Source organism: Pantoea sp. R102 (assembly GCF_004916815.1).
In the GTDB taxonomy this organism is placed as follows: Bacteria; Pseudomonadota; Gammaproteobacteria; order Enterobacterales; family Enterobacteriaceae; genus Pantoea; species Pantoea dispersa.
On sequence record NZ_SDFT01000039.1, the window covers coordinates 1 to 15,428 of the forward strand.

The following is a 15,428-nucleotide window of genomic DNA, read 5'->3' on the forward strand; positions in this document are numbered from 1 at the left end:
GCTGGCCGCCGGGCCAGCAGATACTGACGGCGCTGACCGTTGCCGGGCGCGGATCGCCGGGCACGCCGCGCGCCGGCAGGTGTCCCGCCAGCAGGTGATTAACCTGCTGCATCACCGGCACCGCCGACGCGTAACCGAACTGGCCGGCAACCGGTGTGGCATCCGGCCTGCCCACCCAGACGCCAATCAGATAGCGTGGCGTGATACCGACGCTCCAGGCATCGCGATAGCCGTAGCTGGTGCCGGTTTTCCACGCCAGCGACACGATATCGGCAACCGCCCCGCTGGCGGCAGGCTGCGCCTCACCGGCGAGGATGCGGCGCACAATCCACGCCGCGCCGGGCGACAGTAACGGGCGCTGCAGCAGCGGCTGCTGCGGCAGCCAGCGCAGCTGCGCAGCATTACCGTGACGGGCAAAGGCGCTGTAGGCGGCGACAATGTCGTCCAGCCGCGCGCCGGTGCCGCCCAGCACCAGCGATAGATTCGGTTCACCGCCCGCCGGAAAACGCAGATTCAGGCCGACATTGCGCAGCCGCGCGGCGACGTTTTTCGGTCCAAGCGCCTCCAGCAGCTGCACCGCCGGCAGGTTGAGCGAACGCTGCAGCGCTTCGCTGGCGCTGACCGGGCCGTGAAAGCCGCTGTCGAAATTGCCGGGACGATAGTCGCCAAAGCGGCGTGGCACATCCTGCAGCAGCGATTCGCCATGAATCAGGCCATCATCCAGCGCCATGCCGTAGACAAACGGCTTGAGCAGCGATCCCGGCGAACGCACGCTGGCAATCATATCCACGTGGCCAAAGCGGCTGTCGTCATTGAAAGACACCGAGCCGACGTAGCCGCGCACCTTCATGCTGCTGTGGTCGACAACCAGCAGTGCCAGCGAGGTGCGCGGCGGCAGCCGGGTTTGCAGCGACGCAGCGAGGTTCTCCAGTTCGCGCTGCAGCGACACATCCAGCGTGGAGGTAATTTTGCTGTCGGGCGACAGCGACAGCAGCCGGCGCGCCAGCAGCGGTGCCAGCTGCGGCAGCTGACGCGGCGGCAGCCATACCGGCTCCTGTTTGATTTCGGCGACGGTCTGCGCCGGCCACACCTGATACTGCGCCAGGCGATCCAGCACTTTATTGCGGGCAGCTTCAGCGCGCTGCGGCCAGCGGTCCGGGCGCAAACGGCTGGGTGCCTGCGGCAGCACCGCCAGCAGCGCCGCCTCGCCGCGGGTAAGCTGCGACGCCGGTTTGCCCAGCCACATCCAGCTGGCAGCGCCGACGCCCTCAACCGTGCCACCAAACGGGGCGCGGTTGAGATACAGCGTGAGGATCTCGCGCTTCGACAGATGCCACTCCAGCTGCAACGCGCGCCACGCCTGCACCACTTTGCCACGCAGGGTACGCGGCTGCGGATCAATCAGCCGCGCCACCTGCATAGTCAGCGTGCTGCCGCCGGAGACAATGCCGTGCTGCAGCAGGTTTTGCCCGACGGCGCGTACTATCGCCAGCGGGTTAATGCCGGGATGGTGCCAGAACCAGCGGTCTTCGTAGGTCAGCAGCGCCTCAATATAGGCCGGAGACACCTCGTCCAGCGTCACCGGATAGCGCCACACGCCCTGTCGATCGGCAAAGCGCCACAGCGGCGTGCCATCTTCCGCTACCACCACCCGCGCCGGCTGTAACTGGCGCAGCGGCAGCGGATCGAGCCGGTCCAGCAGCCATACTGCGCCCATCAGCAGCAGCAGCAGCAGCGCCAGCCCGCACAGGCGTCGGTGGCGCTGCGTCACGGGCGCTTAACGCACATGAAGTTTTTCCGGCGTGGTGCCGATGGCGCGCCACGCGGGCACATACATCGACTCCACCTGCGGTGGCGGCAGACGATAACTGCCCGGCGTCACTGCGCGCGCCAGATACAGCAGCGTGCCGGGCGTGTAGCCATCCAGCGCCAGCGCGGCGACAAAGCGGTCGTCGCGGAACTCAAGATGTTTAATGTTTGCCTGCTGCATGTCCATCATGCTCTCTTTCAGCGCATCGGCACTGTCGCCCAGGCTGGCGCTGCTGTCGCTCAGGTTTTGATTTTCCAGCTCTAGCCCGGCCGGCAGCAGATCCACCACCAGCGCATCGCTGACGCGCTGACTGGCACCCACCTTCAGCCGCACCACCAGCAGCTCACCGCTCTTAAGGTTATTGAGATCAGCCGGTTTGCCGTCCAGCGTGAAGTATTCGCGACTGATGCTGAGCACATTGCTGACCGGTGACGGCGCGGTGCGCGGATAGCCGACCACATTGAGCGTACCGTACAGCGGCGACGGCGTGTCGCTGGTCACCGTCAGGCCCTGCTGCAACTGCTGCGCGCTCAGCCCGAGACTCAGCGGTCGATCGCTGCGCAGCGACTGGTCCTGCAGTGTGGCCTGCCAGGCTTCACCCGGATGCTGCTGCAGCGTCCGCGCGGCAAGGAACAGCGCATTGTTCTCCTGCGTAGAGAACCAGCGCTGCCCGTGCAGCGTTTGCGCCAGTTCAATCAGCAATGGCCCCTGCTGCTCCGGCAGCAGCTGATTTTCCGTCAGCAGCGCCAGCGTTAGCGCGCGGTCACGCAACGGACTGCCGTAATCGCCCAGCCACATGTCAGGCTGGCGTTGCAGCGCGATGCCCTGCATCAGCGCCAGCTGCGCGCGCTGCGTATCGCCCATCTGCTGCAACGCCACGCCAAGCTGCACCAGCGCCAGTCCGGACTTCGCCTCGGCGCGTTGGTCATACAGCGCCCGCAGCGCGCCGAGCGGCGCCTGCTGCTGACGCGCCAGCACCAGCCCCGCGTAGGCCTGCACGCTAAAACGCAGCGCATCGGCATCGCTACTCCAGCTGGTTTCGATTTGCGCCGGATCCTGCAAATAACGCAGCAGGCGCTGGTCGGCGCGATTAATCACGCCCTCCGGCACGCTGTAGCCCGCTTCGCTGGCACGCAGCAGGAAGTCAGTGACGTAAGCGGTGAGCCAGAACTCCTCGCTGCTCTCTTTGCTCCACAGGCCAAAGCTGCCGTTACCGCGCTGCATGCCGGCGAGGCGCGCAATGCCGGTGTCAATTGCCGCGCGGCGCGCCTCATCACTGCTGGTTTTGATGCCCATCGCGCTGAGCTGGGCGTGATTGGTGAAGAGTGAAGGCCAGATGCCGCTGGCGGTCTGCTCCAGACAGCCATAGGGATAAGCGTAAAGCTGGCTGATGTAGCTGGCGATATTCAGCGGCGGCTGAGAACTCAGCGACAGCTGGCCACTCAGCGTGCTGGCCTGCAGGCCGTTGAAAGCGCTCGCCATCACCTGCCAGCGCTGCCCGCTGTTCATTACGTTATCGAAACTCAGGGTTTGCGCCGGATAAGCCGGACGCACGCCAATCTTCCAGCGGCGCACGCTCGGTGCCAGCGTCTCGTTCGGCAGGCTCAGCCCCGAAACGGTCACCTGCACGTCGCCCTCACCAAAACCGTCCTGCGCTTTAACCGGAATCGCCAGCGTGGTGCGCGCCCCTTTCGCCAGCTGCACCCTGGCCGGGATTTGGCCGTTGAGTGCAATCAAACCACTTGCGTTAACCGCGACGTTCAACGTTTGAGGTTGATCGGTAAGGTTGGTCAAATCCAGCGCCAGTGTTGATTGATCGCCGCTGGCAAGAAAGCGCGGCGTCGCCAGTTCGCTTACCAGCGGTGCGGCGACCACCATTTTACGATCTGCCGCGCCGAAACTGTCTTCGCTCCACACCTGCGCCATCAGCCGCAGCTCGCCGTTAAAGGCCGGTACCGGCAGTTCCAGCGTGCCCTCGCCGCTGGCATCCAGCGTCACCAGCTGCAGCTGCTGCGCCACAATCTGCGCCTCGGTGACCGGCTTTTTACCGCCGCGCGACAGCGCATCGGCATCATCCCCGTCACCGCCAAAACGCAGCGCCGCCAGTTTGCCTCCGCCCTCAATCAATTGCCCGAACACGTCATACTGATCGGCGTTGTAGCGCTTGCGGCCAAAGAAGCCGTTCCACGGATCGGGGGTGGCATAGTCGGTAATGCTCAGCACGCCGCTGTCCACCGCCGACAGCAACACCTGCACCTGCTGCGGCAGCGCACCGCCCTCGCGGCGGGCTTTAACCTTGACTTGCACGGTTTGTTCCGGCCGAATCCTGTCCGGTGCCTCAAGCGCCAGCGTCAGGCGGCGCGCGGCGGTTGCCATCGGCAGATGCAACAAGCCGACCGCGCGTTTTGGCGTAGTGCCGTTCGCTTTGTCGCCGTCGCGCACCACAATCGCGCTAAGATACAGATCGTGGCGTTTCCACTCCGCACTGACTGGCACATTAATGGTAGCGCCGCCCGCTGGCACATCCAGCGGTTGCCACCACAAGGTGCCGCTGCTCGACTCCACCAGCAAATAGCCTTTGCCAGCCGCCGGGGATTCCACCGTGACACGCGCGGTGTCGCCGGGTTGATAGGCGGCTTTGTCGATCTTCAGTTTGACCTGATCCGGACGCAGCGCGCCGGTGCCGTTGGTGTTGTCCTGCCACCAGTAACCTGCCTGGAAACGCACGCTGCTGACGATGTTGTCACCGGCATGCACTTCAAGACGATAGGTGCCCCACTCTACCGGGAAACTGACTTTCTGGCTGCCGCCCGCCGCAATGCTGATGCGCTGCTGCTCTTCCTGCAGATCTTTTTCATCGTAACGTGACTGCCAGCCTTCGCTGTCGGAGAAGCTCCAGAAGTAGTCGCGACGTTCGTGGATCAAACGCACATCAAGATCCTGCGCCGCCAGCTTTTCGCCCTGCGCATTGGCGTACACCACGTCAAATTCGGCAAGGCTGTTTTCCGGCACGGTTGGCTCATCGTTATAACGATCGGTGCGATAGTCGTACACTGATTCGCTGTTAAACAACGGACGAATGCCCGGCAGCGCGGCCGCAGGCCAGATCGCTTGCGTGGCACGCCGCGTTACCGGACGACCGCCGGTCTCCAGCAGGCTAGCCTGCAAAATCAGGTTGAGCGGAGAGTGGCTCTCCGCCCAGCTGCTTTCAACCTTAAGCTGCAGCCTGCCGCTGTCGTCCAGCTTTTCATCCACATCATCAAGGCTACGTTTCAGTTCCTCAGTGATGTCGCCAAACTGATAACCTGGCAACGCAGCGACCGCTTCACGCGCCGGGCGCAGGAACAGCTGGCCTTGCAGTTCGTTGCCTGTCGCTGGCGCGCCATACAAATAGCGACCTTCGACAGCAAAGGTGACGTCGGCATCTGGCGACAGAGGCTGAGTGTTGCTTTTAAGCGACAGCGCCATCCGTTCGGGCAGGAAATCTTCTACATTGAACGGCCAGCTGCGCGGCTGGTTGTCGCCGCTGTTAATACGCAGCGTCCATTTACCGGTCATCGCCGAGGCCGGTAAGGCAAAACGTTGTTGATAAACGCCGTTCTCTGGCTGCCAGACGAAGGTTTGTGCCACTTCACCATTCGGCTGCACCACTTCAGCTTTCACCGGCTGCGGCGGCAGTGGTTTGCCATCGGCATCGCGCAGCAGCGCATTAACGATGACCGTTTCGCCAGGACGATAGAGATCGCGCGGGCCAAAAATGAAGAACTGTTTGTCGTAGCCTTGCGGACCATCAATTGGGAATTCGGCCAGATCCAGCGCCGGGTGATTAAGGTCGATGAGCGAAGTCTGGCCTTTACTGGTCGCCAGCAGCAGCTTGCCTTTGGCGTTAGCCGCTAAACGCAGATGCCCCTCGCTGTCGCTGCTGCCGCTCGCCAGCTGTTGGCCTTTTTCATCCAGTAGCTGAATGGTGACATCTTCTAACGGCGCACCGCTGGCAAGACTTTGGCTAAAGAGTTCGAGCTGGCCCGGGAAGCGATGCAGCGACAAACCAATGTCGCTCAGGGTGAACAGTGTCGCCGGTTGCGTGTAGTTGTAGGTGCCGGCCTGTTTCATCACCGCCAGATAGACACCCGGCTGTTTCAGCGCCGCGACGTCGCCGAGCGGCAGCTGCATTTTTTCCCGCGTATTGCGTGCCGGGTTGAGATCGAAGCGGCCGCTGTAAACCAGATCGGCGTTTTTCAGCAGATCGCGCGATTCCCAGTACGACAAATTGTTGCCGTAATTCCACTGGGCGAGAAAATCTGCCAGTGAGGCATTTTTCACCCGGAAGAAATCAACATCGATCTGGTTAACGTTGAGCGCCAGCACCGGCAGTCCCTGCGCCAGGCGCAGCGGCAGCAGCGAGCCACGACTGGCGAAACCGACCATCGGCTGGATGTCGCGCGTGGTGAGTGTCTGGCTGAATGGGCTGGCTAAGGCACTGCCATCCGCGGCCTTCAGGCCGGCATTGACGGTGACGGTGAGCTTGCGCGCCGGCTGCGGATGACGGAAGCGCAGCACTTTGCCGTTCTGCGCCAGCTCCCAGCCTCCGTCGACCTTGCCGCTGCTGTCATCGGTGAGGCTGATCCAGTGGTTGAAATCCTGCTGACCGTCGAGCGCGCGGTTGAAGGTCAGTACCAGCGCCGCCGCGCCGTCCAGCTGCAGCTCGGACAGGTCGATCACCGCGAGAGCGCGTGTCGCGGCCTGCGGCGCAGGCGTATCAGCCGCCTGCAGCGACGGCTGCGCGCCGCCCAGTAATGCGCCGCCGATCAGCACGCTGAACAGCAGTCGTTTTACACATCTTGCCATGGTAATTCCCTCACCAGCCCCAAAAGGTTAAACGTGTTGTGCTGCGCAATTTCACATCAAGCCGCCAACTTTAGCAATGTTACCCTTGAGATAGCCTTCACATTCCCGGACACTGGGCCTTTGCCGCTGATGGAGAAGAGGTTGCTATGACAGCCATGTTTGTGTCCGCTGATTGGTTGAATGAACATTACCACGAAGAGCGTTTGCAGGTGCTGGATGCCCGCATGCTGCCGCCAGGTCAGGAAGCGGTGCGCGATATCACGGCGGAGTATCTGGCCGGGCATCTGCCGGATGCGCCTTTTTTCAACATCGAAGCGCTGTCCGATCACACCAGTCCGTATCCGCATATGATGCCGCGCGCAGAGACCTTTGCCGTGGCGATGCGCGAGCTGGGCATCAGCCAGGATAAGCACCTAGTGGTGTACGACGAAGGTAATCTGTTCTCCGCGCCGCGCGCCTGGTGGATGCTGCGTGCCTTTGGCTGTGAACAGGTGTCGATTCTGGCGGGCGGCCTGCAGGGCTGGAAAGCCGCTGGCTTCAGCCTGGCAACCGGTCCGGTGGATTTGCCTGAGGGCGAGTTCAACGCGCAGTACGACAGCAGCCAGGTGAAGCGCCTGACCGATGTGCTGCTGATCAGCCACGAAGGCGGTGCGCAGATTGTCGATGCGCGCGCGGCCAACCGTTTCAATGCCGAAGTGGATGAGCCGCGTCCCGGCCTGCTGCGCGGCCATATCCCGCACAGCCTGAATATGCCGTGGAACGATCTGGTGGCCAACGGTGAGCTGAAACCGGCCGCCGAGCTGCGCGCTCTGTTTGCAAAGGCAGGCATTAAGCTGGATCAGCCGATTGTCGCCAGCTGTGGCTCCGGCGTGACGGCGGTGGTGGTGATTCTGGCGCTGACCGCGCTGGGCGTGCGTGACGTGACGCTGTACGACGGTTCATGGGGAGAATGGGGCAGCCGCGACGATTTACCGATTGAGAAATAAGTGTATCCGGTCGCCGTAAGGTGCGCGTTGTCGGATGTTGTGCACATTTATCCGGTCGCCGTAAGGTGCGCGTTGTCGGATGTTACACACATTTATCCGGTCGCCGTGAACGGCGACCCTACATGTAGGGTGCGCATTAATGCGCACCTGGGTGAAATCGGTACGATGTTGATGACGCATTTATGCGCACCTGGTAGCATCGGTGCGATTTACCGGCGCACTGATGCGCACCGGCACTAGATAATCCGCTGGCTGCCTTTGAAATCGCGCAGGAAACTGCCCCAGCGGCGCTCATAAAACGGCGTAATGTGCGCGGTGAAGAAATGGCTGACACCCTGCTCGTTGCTGACCACTTCACAGATATCAATCGGCGCGTCATCGGGCAGCGTATCTGTCGCCACGCTGCCGGCCGCCTGAATAATCGCATCAATATCGCTGTCGGCTTCAATCCCAATCAACAGATTCGCCTGTTCATCGGCACGCTCACGAATGCTGGCAAGGTAGGCGCGACGCACCTGTTTGTATTTCGCAAACAGCTGGGTCAGCGAATCGATCATCTGCGCTGGCGGCTCGGCCACTTCGGACAGCAGCAATGCATGACCGCCCTCCAGCACCGTTTGCTGGCTCAGCGCACTGCCCTCTTCGCCCAGCAGATGCGCGATCTCGCCGGGTGAAAACTCTTTGCCGGCCGGCAGTTTCGGATTGAGGAACAGCGTTTCGCCCAGCGTCATTTCAAACAGCGTGCGCGTCGGTAAACGCAGGTACGGCTGCTCACCCTGGATAGCTTCGCTCATCGCTGCTTCTGAGGTAAAGAAAGGGATCACGCTGCCGCCGCCCTCTTTTTCCCAGTGCTGTAATTCTACCGGCGAGGTGGCATCAAATTGCTCCGCGGGACTTTCGCCCGGCACCCAGACATCGGCCTCCAGCAATAGCTGAAAAAATTCCGGACGGTGCGCAGGCTCGGTGGCCGCCAGCTTCAGCACCTCTTCAAGACGGTTACTCATAAGGGATAGGCTTCCAAAAAAGACGGCAGGTTGCAGCCTGCCGTTGTCGGGATTATTTCAGTAACAGATTGGCAATGGTACGCACGCCAAGGCCTGTCGCACCGGCAGACCACTGATCGACCGCGCTTTTGCGATAGGTCGCGGAGCAGTCAATGTGCAGCCAGCCCTGCTGATAGTTGCTGACGAACCACGAGAGAAACGCTGCCGCGCTGCTGGCGCCCGCTGCATGTGCCGCGCTGGCGATGTTATTCAGATCGGCAAAGTTGGACGGCAGATGGTTGCGGTGGAATTCGGCCAGCGGCAGACGCCAGAAAGCTTCATTCTCGCTGGTGGCGCTGCCCAGCAGCGACTCCGCCAGCACGTCGTCAAAGGTAAACAGCGCATGGTAATCGTTGCCCAGCGCGGTTTTCGCGGCACCGGTCAGCGTGGCCGCATCAATCAGCAGCTGCGGACGCTGTTCGCTGGCGTCGATCAGCCCGTCGGCCAGTACCAGACGCCCTTCGGCATCGGTGTTCATCACTTCAACGGATTTCCCGTTGCGATAGCGGATGATGTCGCCAAGGCGGAACGCGTTGCCGCTCACCATGTTATCGGCGCAGCACAGGAACAGCTTCACGCGTTTATCCAGGCCGCGCGCAATCGCCAGCGCCAGCGCACCGGTCACCGTTGCTGCGCCGCCCATGTCTGATTTCATCGAATCCATGAACGCGCTCTGCTTCAGGCTGTAGCCACCGGTATCAAAGGTGATGCCTTTGCCCACCAGGCAGGCGTACACCGGCGTACTGTCGTCGCCGCCGGGGTTAAAGTCCAGCGTCAGCAGCACTGGCGGACGCGTCGAGCCGCGGCCTACGGTATGAATCCCGGCATAGCCCTGCTCACGCAGATCCTCACCTTTGATGATGCGATAGCTCACCGCGTCACCGCCTACTTCGCTGATCAGATCGATCGCGCTGTGCGCCAGCTGCTCCGGACTCAGATCTTCCGCGGGCAGGTTGATGGTGTCGCGCACCCAGTCAACGATCTTCAGGCGACGATCAAATTCGGCCTGATCGGCATCACTCAGCGCCGGCCATTCGACCTGACGCTGACCTTTAGGGCTGCGGAAACCCTGCCAGAACGCCCAGCATTTCTCCAGATCCCAGTCGTCGCCGCTCAGCGCGACGTGGCGGATGCCCTGACCGTCCAGCTTGCGTCCGGCACGTTGAATGCTCATCAGCGCATCGGCACCGGTCAGGTGAACGGTCATGCCACTTTCATTGCTGCTCAGCAAGGCTTTCTCGCCCCAGCGCGCGTCGGCGGCCTGGGAGCTGAGCGTAATCGTCATGGGTTGTGTTGTCATCGCGTGGCTCCGTTTGCGTTTGTTATCCCTGCGCACTGACCGGCGCAGGGCGAAAATTTAGCGGGAAGTGGCCGGCGTCAACGCCCGTAAGCGCGTTACCGCTTTATGTACTACCCCGATGGCATAATCGATCTCTTCCTGCGTGGTAAAGCGCCCCAGCGAAAAGCGCAGCGAGCTGTAAGCCAGCTGCTGATCCACGCCCATGGCGCGCAGGACATAAGAGGGTTCAAGGCTGGCTGAGGTGCAGGCGGATCCCGACGACAGCGCCAGATCTTTCAGCGCCATGATCAGCGATTCGCCATCGACGTGGGCAAAACTGATATTGAGGATGTTCGGCGCGCCCTGTTCGAGTGAACCGTTGAGCTGTACGTCGCTTAGCGTGCTGATGCCCTGCCACAGACGATGGCGCAGCGTAGCCAGACGCGCACTCTCGTCCGCCATCTCTTCGCGCGCGATGCGATAGGCCTCGCCCATGCCGACAATCTGGTGCACCGGTAAGGTCCCCGAACGCATGCCGCGCTCGTGACCGCCGCCGTGCATCTGCGCGTCGATCTGCAGTTTTGGTTTACGCCGCACCCACAGCGCGCCGATGCCTTTCGGCCCGTACAGTTTGTGCGCTGAGAACGACATCAAATCCACCGGCAGCGCGCTGACATCGAGCGGCAGTTTGCCCACGCTTTGCGTGGCGTCCACGTGGAACAGGATGTCGCGTGCGTGACACAGCGCGCCCAGCGCGGCGATGTCCTGAATCACGCCGGTTTCATTATTGACGTGCATCAGCGACACCAGCACGGTGTCGTCGCGCAGTGCCGCCTCCAGCATCGCAGGCGTGACGATGCCGTCCGCGCCGGGCTGCAGAAAGGTGACGTCGAAGCCTTCGCGCGCCAGCTGAGCACAGCTGTCGAGCACCGCTTTGTGTTCGGTCTGACTGGTGATGATGTGTTTACCGCGCGCCTGATGCTGCTGCGCCGCGCCTTTGAGCGCCAGGTTATCGGCCTCGGTGGCACCAGAGGTAAACACGATTTCGCGTGGATCGGCGTTGATCAGTTCGGCAACCTGGTTGCGCGCCACGTCAACGGCCTCTTCAGCCTGCCAGCCAAAACGGTGGGAACGGGAAGCGGGGTTACCGAAGGTGCCATCCAAAGTGAGGAACTGCATCATTTTGCTGGCGACACGCGGATCCGCAGGCGTTGTCGCTGCGTAATCCAGGTAGATCGGTAATTTCATTGCGCTAAAACTCCGTATAAAAAATCATACGTCTTTATAGCACGATTCAGCCTCTCCTGGGTTAACAGCAGAGGCTGAACGGGAGAGGATCAGGCGCGCAGATTGACGTTGATGGTTTCCTGCACGCGATGCTGCTGGAAGCGACGATTATCAACGCTGTTCTGGCGATCGGCCACGTCGAGGATCTCCTGGTTATTCACCAGTTCCGCCAGCGTGATGTTGTTGAGGAAATCGCTGATGCGCTCGCTCAGGTCGCGCCACAGGACGTGGGTCAGGCAACGCTCGCCGCCCTGGCAACCCTCTTTACCCTGGCATTTGGTGGCGTCAACGGATTCGTCCACCGCGGTGATCACCGCGCCAACTGCAATCGCGCCGGCGTCTTTGCCTAACAGATAACCGCCACCCGGACCCCGCACGCTGGCCACCAGACCGTGCTTACGCAGACGCGAGAATAACTGCTCCAGATAGGAGAGCGAAATGCCCTGACGCTCTGAAATATCGGCCAGCGGTACCGGGCCCTCGTGCGAGTGCAGGGCAACGTCCAGCATAGCGGTTACGGCATAACGTCCTTTGGATGTCAGTCTCATAGCATACAACCTCGTAAGCGTCCGCCAGCGAGTCGGCGGGTTATCTGAAGAATGGAGGCCAGTCTGACATTCCCGAGTATTTTGGTCAACTATTTAACCGAGTATTTCGCTCAACTATTTAACCTGGTGTTTTACTCAACTATTACCCTTGTCGTTTTTGGGTTTTTCAAACGACGACAGCATGCCGCGCAGAATGTTGAGTTCATCGCGCTCCGGACGCGCACGGGTATAGAGGCGACGCAGTTTGCTCATCACCTGGCTCGGTGTGCCCTGGCGGATAAAGCCGCTGTTCAGCATCATCTGCTCGATGTGCTGATAGAAGCGCTCCAGATCGTCAACCAGCGGATACGGCGAGGCTTCGTACTGCGGCTGCGGACTGGCTTTCTCCTGCGCGTCCAGCCACGCCATGCGCACTTCATAGGCAATAATCTGCACCGCCATCGCCAGGTTGAGCGAGCTGTACTCCGGGTTGGCCTGAATGGCGACATGATAGTGGCACTTCTGCAGCTCTTCGTTGGTCAGGCCCACGCGCTCGCGACCAAACACCAGCGCCACCGGCGCCTGCTGGCCCTCTTCCACGCTTTTGATGCCGCATTCACGCGAGTCAAGCATCGGCCACGGCAGCGAGCGCGAGCGTGCGCTGGTGCCCACCACCAGGCTACAGCCGGCAATCGCCTCATCCAGCGTATCGACGATCTTCGCCTCACCGATCACATCGCTGGCACCGGCTGCCAGTGAAATAGCCTGCGAGTCCGGTTTCACCAGCGGATTGACCAGATACAGGTTGCTTAAGCCCATGGTTTTCATGGCGCGGGCAACGGAACCCATGTTGCCGGTGTGCGAGGTTTCTACCAGTACGATTCGGATATTTTGCAGCATAATAGATAGCGATAAGGAAATGATGGCGCGCATCCTAACATAAAAGCAGGACATTTGCTGAACACCCTGATATACTCCGCGCCGTTTTCACCCCGTTCTTTAACATCCAGTGAGAGATACCGATGCATCCGATGCTCAACATCGCCGTGCGCGCAGCGCGCAAGGCCGGAAATTTAATTGCCAAGAATTATGAAACCCCGGACGCCGTCGAAGCCAGCCAGAAAGGCAGCAACGACTTCGTTACCAATGTTGACCGCGACGCAGAACGTCTGATTGTCGAAGTGATTCGCAAATCTTACCCGCAACACACCATCATCACCGAAGAAAGCGGTGAGCTGGCGGGCGACGATCAGGATGTTCAATGGGTAATCGATCCACTGGATGGCACCACCAACTTCATCAAACGTCTGCCCCACTTTGCTGTTTCTATCGCCGTGCGCATCAAAGGCCGCACCGAAGTGGCGGTGGTTTACGATCCAATGCGTAACGAACTGTTTACCGCTGTACGCGGTCAGGGCGCGCAGCTTAACGGCTATCGCCTGCGCGGCAGCACGGCGCGTGACCTCGACGGCACCATTCTGGCTACCGGCTTCCCGTTCAAGCTGAAGCAGCACGCCACGCCGTTCATCAACATCGTGGCAAAACTGTTTACCCAGTGCGCTGATTTCCGCCGTACCGGCTCTGCTGCGCTGGATTTGGCCTATGTGGCCGCAGGTCGCGTTGACGGTTTCTTTGAGATTGGCCTGAAGCCATGGGATTTCGCTGCCGGTGAACTGCTGGTGCGTGAAGCGGGCGGTCTGGTGACCGATTTCACCGGTAACCACGGCTATATGTTGTCTGGCAACCTGGTGGCCGGTAACCCGCGTGTGGTGAAGGCGATGCTGGCCAGCATGCGCGAAGAACTGAGCGAAGCGCTGAAGCGCTAAGCAAAAATAAGGCGGCTAAATCAGCCGCCTTTTTTATTACCGACTTTATTAGCGACGCTCGTGGGTTAACACGGTGCGCGGCTGGGTACGCCGACCGACACCACCGAGGACCGCCGCCAGCACCGCCTCGATCAGCATCATGAAGAAGGCAAACCAGCTGGCTTTCGCCGTTGCCGCCGCGGCTTTCTCTGCGGCTTCACGCGCTTTCTGCTCCGCTTCCTGCTTCAGCTGCTGATATTTCTGCATCGCCTGTTGATAGCTCTGCTCAGTCTGATTAACGATCTGCTCCGCTTCCTGATCGCTTTTTCCGGTCCGCGCTTTAATAATGTTTTTCAGCGCATCGCGGTCTGCCGCCTGCAGCGTATCGGCATGGCGACTCAGTACACCACGGATCCAATTGGCAATATCATTGTCGGCATTCTGTGGATTCTGTGCCGTCTGTTTCGCCTGGTTTTGCGCATTATTCGCTTCGCTATTTACATCCTGCTGTAAATTTTCCGGCTGCAGTTCCGGTTTGCCGGTCTGGCGCAGCGTGGTTTGCAATTCATTTTGCAAATCATCCAGGTTGATATTATTTTCCTGCAGCTTCTCTTTCGCCATATTGGTCACCGATGGCGCTACCGCAGAAATACCGTTCCCCAGGGCATTAAAACCGGAGCCTAAAATATTAAAGGCGCCGCCGATAATACCGCTGGCAAGTGAAATCGCCAGCCACAGTGTAATCAGGGTACTGACACCAAACATCAGCAGACCGTGCAGCGCACCTTCGCGCTGAGCCAGCCGTCCGGCAACGTAGCTACCGACCGCCAGCGCAATCAGCATGCTGGCCCCGGTCCAAATCAGCGCCCCGGTCCCGAGGTGTTCCAGCGGATTTTGTTCCTGCTGGGGATCGATGGTCGTGGCACCGATTGCGGTTCCCAGCAGCCCCAGTAAAATATGAATGATTAATGCCGCAATCACCCCTGCAAATACGGCACTCCAGGAAATGCGTTTCAACGGTAAACCGCCGTGCGTTTCCACCACCGTTTCCGTGCTGCCATTATTAGTCCAGGTTTCAGGCATATTTATTTCCTCACAAACATTGACGATAAAGAGTAACGCATATAAGAGCACACCCTGTCCTTTTTGATATTATCTAGCGTAGACAGAGAAAACTCTTTTCACCAGATCGTCGGGCAAGAGAAATTAAACTCTGCGTCGCGGGCAAAAAAAAACGCAGCATATTCAGGGAACATGCTGCGCTTATTTTTTAAAGCGTATTAATTAAAAAGGACGCAGACCGCCACCGAAGCCGGGCGTAGCACTGTGCCATAAAATAAAGCCGGCCAGCAGCAACAGCAGGCTGCCAGCCAGCATCACGGCCGGCAACAACCATTGCGCTGCCCCTGTGCTGCTGACCCTGCCGAGGCGCACCGCCAGCACGCGCGAGCGCTGCACCAGCAAACCCAGCAGCGACACGGTGAGCGCGGTGCCCAGCGCCATGGTCAGCGCCGAGGCCACGCCCCAGCCATATACGCCAATCACTTTGGCAAACAACAGCATCATGATGGCACCGGAACAGGGCCGCAGCCCCATCGACAGCACCACCAGCGCCTGGGTTCTGCCGCTCACCGCACCGGCCAGCTGTTGCGCGCTCGGCGTCTGGGTGGGCTGGCGCGCGCTGCAGGGGTTACGCCGCGCGTTCCGTCCGGCAACCGGGCTCCAGATTCGCGCGGTAAGGCCGCATCATCAGCACCATGCTGACTGCGGCTGCGGTCATGCCCACCTGCCGAGCGCCATCACCAGCAAATAGCTGCCTTTCTCCAGCCAGTAACTGGTGAGA

At 60.6% G+C, this 15,428-nt stretch carries 12 protein-coding genes; 3 read left to right on the forward strand and 9 right to left on the reverse strand.

Translation table 11 applies throughout. The features are described from left to right. Both pbpC and ERD80_RS04875 read right to left on the reverse strand, forming a co-directional pair. Positions 1-1,717 (reverse strand): penicillin-binding protein 1C (gene pbpC, locus ERD80_RS04870; RefSeq protein WP_136545944.1); only part of this gene is annotated, 1,717 nt, incomplete at its 3' end. Between the two features lie 60 nt (positions 1,718-1,777). Continuing rightward, positions 1,778-6,658, reverse strand: coding sequence for an alpha-2-macroglobulin (locus ERD80_RS04875; protein ID WP_136545936.1), 4,881 nt, complete (start codon positions 6,656-6,658; stop codon positions 1,778-1,780). A gap of 146 nt (positions 6,659-6,804) precedes the next feature. Between ERD80_RS04875 and sseA the strand changes: the two genes are divergently transcribed. Then, positions 6,805-7,644: a 3-mercaptopyruvate sulfurtransferase gene (gene sseA / locus ERD80_RS04880; protein WP_125309194.1), complete on the forward strand. Its 840-nt coding sequence runs from the start codon at positions 6,805-6,807 to the stop codon at positions 7,642-7,644. 236 nt (positions 7,645-7,880) lie between these two features. Here sseA and sseB read toward each other — a convergent pair whose 3' ends face one another. The 5 genes from sseB to trmJ all read right to left on the reverse strand — a co-directional run bounded on the left by sseB (position 7,881) and on the right by trmJ (position 12,680). Continuing rightward, positions 7,881-8,648 (reverse strand): enhanced serine sensitivity protein SseB, encoded by a 768-nt coding sequence (gene sseB / locus ERD80_RS04885; RefSeq protein ID WP_136545938.1) that lies wholly within the window; start codon positions 8,646-8,648, stop codon positions 7,881-7,883. Positions 8,649-8,700: 52 nt separating this feature from the next. Beyond that, positions 8,701-9,987 carry an aminopeptidase PepB gene (gene pepB / locus ERD80_RS04890; protein WP_136545940.1) on the reverse strand — a complete coding sequence of 429 codons (1,287 nt, stop codon included), beginning with the start codon at positions 9,985-9,987 and terminating at the stop codon, positions 8,701-8,703. A gap of 57 nt (positions 9,988-10,044) precedes the next feature. Next, positions 10,045-11,214, reverse strand: coding sequence for an IscS subfamily cysteine desulfurase (locus ERD80_RS04895; protein WP_136545942.1), 1,170 nt, complete (start codon positions 11,212-11,214; stop codon positions 10,045-10,047). 89 nt (positions 11,215-11,303) lie between these two features. Then, positions 11,304-11,801: a Fe-S cluster assembly transcriptional regulator IscR gene (iscR, locus tag ERD80_RS04900; protein ID WP_031279392.1), complete on the reverse strand. Its 498-nt coding sequence runs from the start codon at positions 11,799-11,801 to the stop codon at positions 11,304-11,306. A gap of 135 nt (positions 11,802-11,936) precedes the next feature. Beyond that, a complete protein-coding gene (gene trmJ / locus ERD80_RS04905; RefSeq protein ID WP_031279390.1) occupies positions 11,937-12,680 on the reverse strand; it encodes a tRNA (cytosine(32)/uridine(32)-2'-O)-methyltransferase TrmJ in 744 nt (247 codons plus the stop codon). 122 nt (positions 12,681-12,802) lie between these two features. On the opposite strand from trmJ, the gene suhB reads away from it, so the two are divergent. Beyond that, positions 12,803-13,606, forward strand: a complete 804-nt coding sequence (gene suhB, locus ERD80_RS04910; RefSeq protein WP_058758291.1) for an inositol-1-monophosphatase — start codon at positions 12,803-12,805, stop codon at positions 13,604-13,606. Between the two features lie 48 nt (positions 13,607-13,654). Here suhB and ERD80_RS04915 read toward each other — a convergent pair whose 3' ends face one another. Beyond that, positions 13,655-14,668, reverse strand: coding sequence for a hypothetical protein (locus tag ERD80_RS04915; RefSeq protein WP_058758290.1), 1,014 nt, complete (start codon positions 14,666-14,668; stop codon positions 13,655-13,657). Between the two features lie 201 nt (positions 14,669-14,869). Next, on the reverse strand, positions 14,870-15,181 hold the full coding sequence (locus ERD80_RS22765; RefSeq protein WP_248295825.1) for a hypothetical protein: 312 nt from the start codon (positions 15,179-15,181) through the stop codon (positions 14,870-14,872). Between ERD80_RS22765 and ERD80_RS22770 the strand changes: the two genes are divergently transcribed. Further along, positions 15,150-15,398 (forward strand): hypothetical protein, encoded by a 249-nt coding sequence (locus ERD80_RS22770; protein WP_248295826.1) that lies wholly within the window; start codon positions 15,150-15,152, stop codon positions 15,396-15,398. The two genes, ERD80_RS22765 and ERD80_RS22770, sit on opposite strands and share 32 nt — an antisense overlap. Positions 15,399-15,428 lie beyond the last annotated feature (30 nt).

What these genes read in the sequence shown, in the direction of transcription:
- ERD80_RS04875 (WP_136545936.1), bottom strand. Translation starts at nt 6,658, where the DNA reads ATGGCAAGATGTGTAAAACGACTGCTGTTCAGCGTGCTGATCGGCGGC.
- sseA (WP_125309194.1), top strand. Translation starts at nt 6,805, where the DNA reads ATGACAGCCATGTTTGTGTCCGCTGATTGGTTGAATGAACATTACCAC.
- sseB (WP_136545938.1), bottom strand. Translation starts at nt 8,648, where the DNA reads ATGAGTAACCGTCTTGAAGAGGTGCTGAAGCTGGCGGCCACCGAGCCT.
- pepB (WP_136545940.1), bottom strand. Translation starts at nt 9,987, where the DNA reads ATGACAACACAACCCATGACGATTACGCTCAGCTCCCAGGCCGCCGAC.
- ERD80_RS04895 (WP_136545942.1), bottom strand. Translation starts at nt 11,214, where the DNA reads ATGAAATTACCGATCTACCTGGATTACGCAGCGACAACGCCTGCGGAT.
- iscR (WP_031279392.1), bottom strand. Translation starts at nt 11,801, where the DNA reads ATGAGACTGACATCCAAAGGACGTTATGCCGTAACCGCTATGCTGGAC.
- trmJ (WP_031279390.1), bottom strand. Translation starts at nt 12,680, where the DNA reads ATGCTGCAAAATATCCGAATCGTACTGGTAGAAACCTCGCACACCGGC.
- suhB (WP_058758291.1), top strand. Translation starts at nt 12,803, where the DNA reads ATGCATCCGATGCTCAACATCGCCGTGCGCGCAGCGCGCAAGGCCGGA.
- ERD80_RS04915 (WP_058758290.1), bottom strand. Translation starts at nt 14,668, where the DNA reads ATGCCTGAAACCTGGACTAATAATGGCAGCACGGAAACGGTGGTGGAA.
- ERD80_RS22770 (WP_248295826.1), top strand. Translation starts at nt 15,150, where the DNA reads ATGATGGCACCGGAACAGGGCCGCAGCCCCATCGACAGCACCACCAGC.
- ERD80_RS22765 (WP_248295825.1), bottom strand. Translation starts at nt 15,181, where the DNA reads ATGGGGCTGCGGCCCTGTTCCGGTGCCATCATGATGCTGTTGTTTGCC.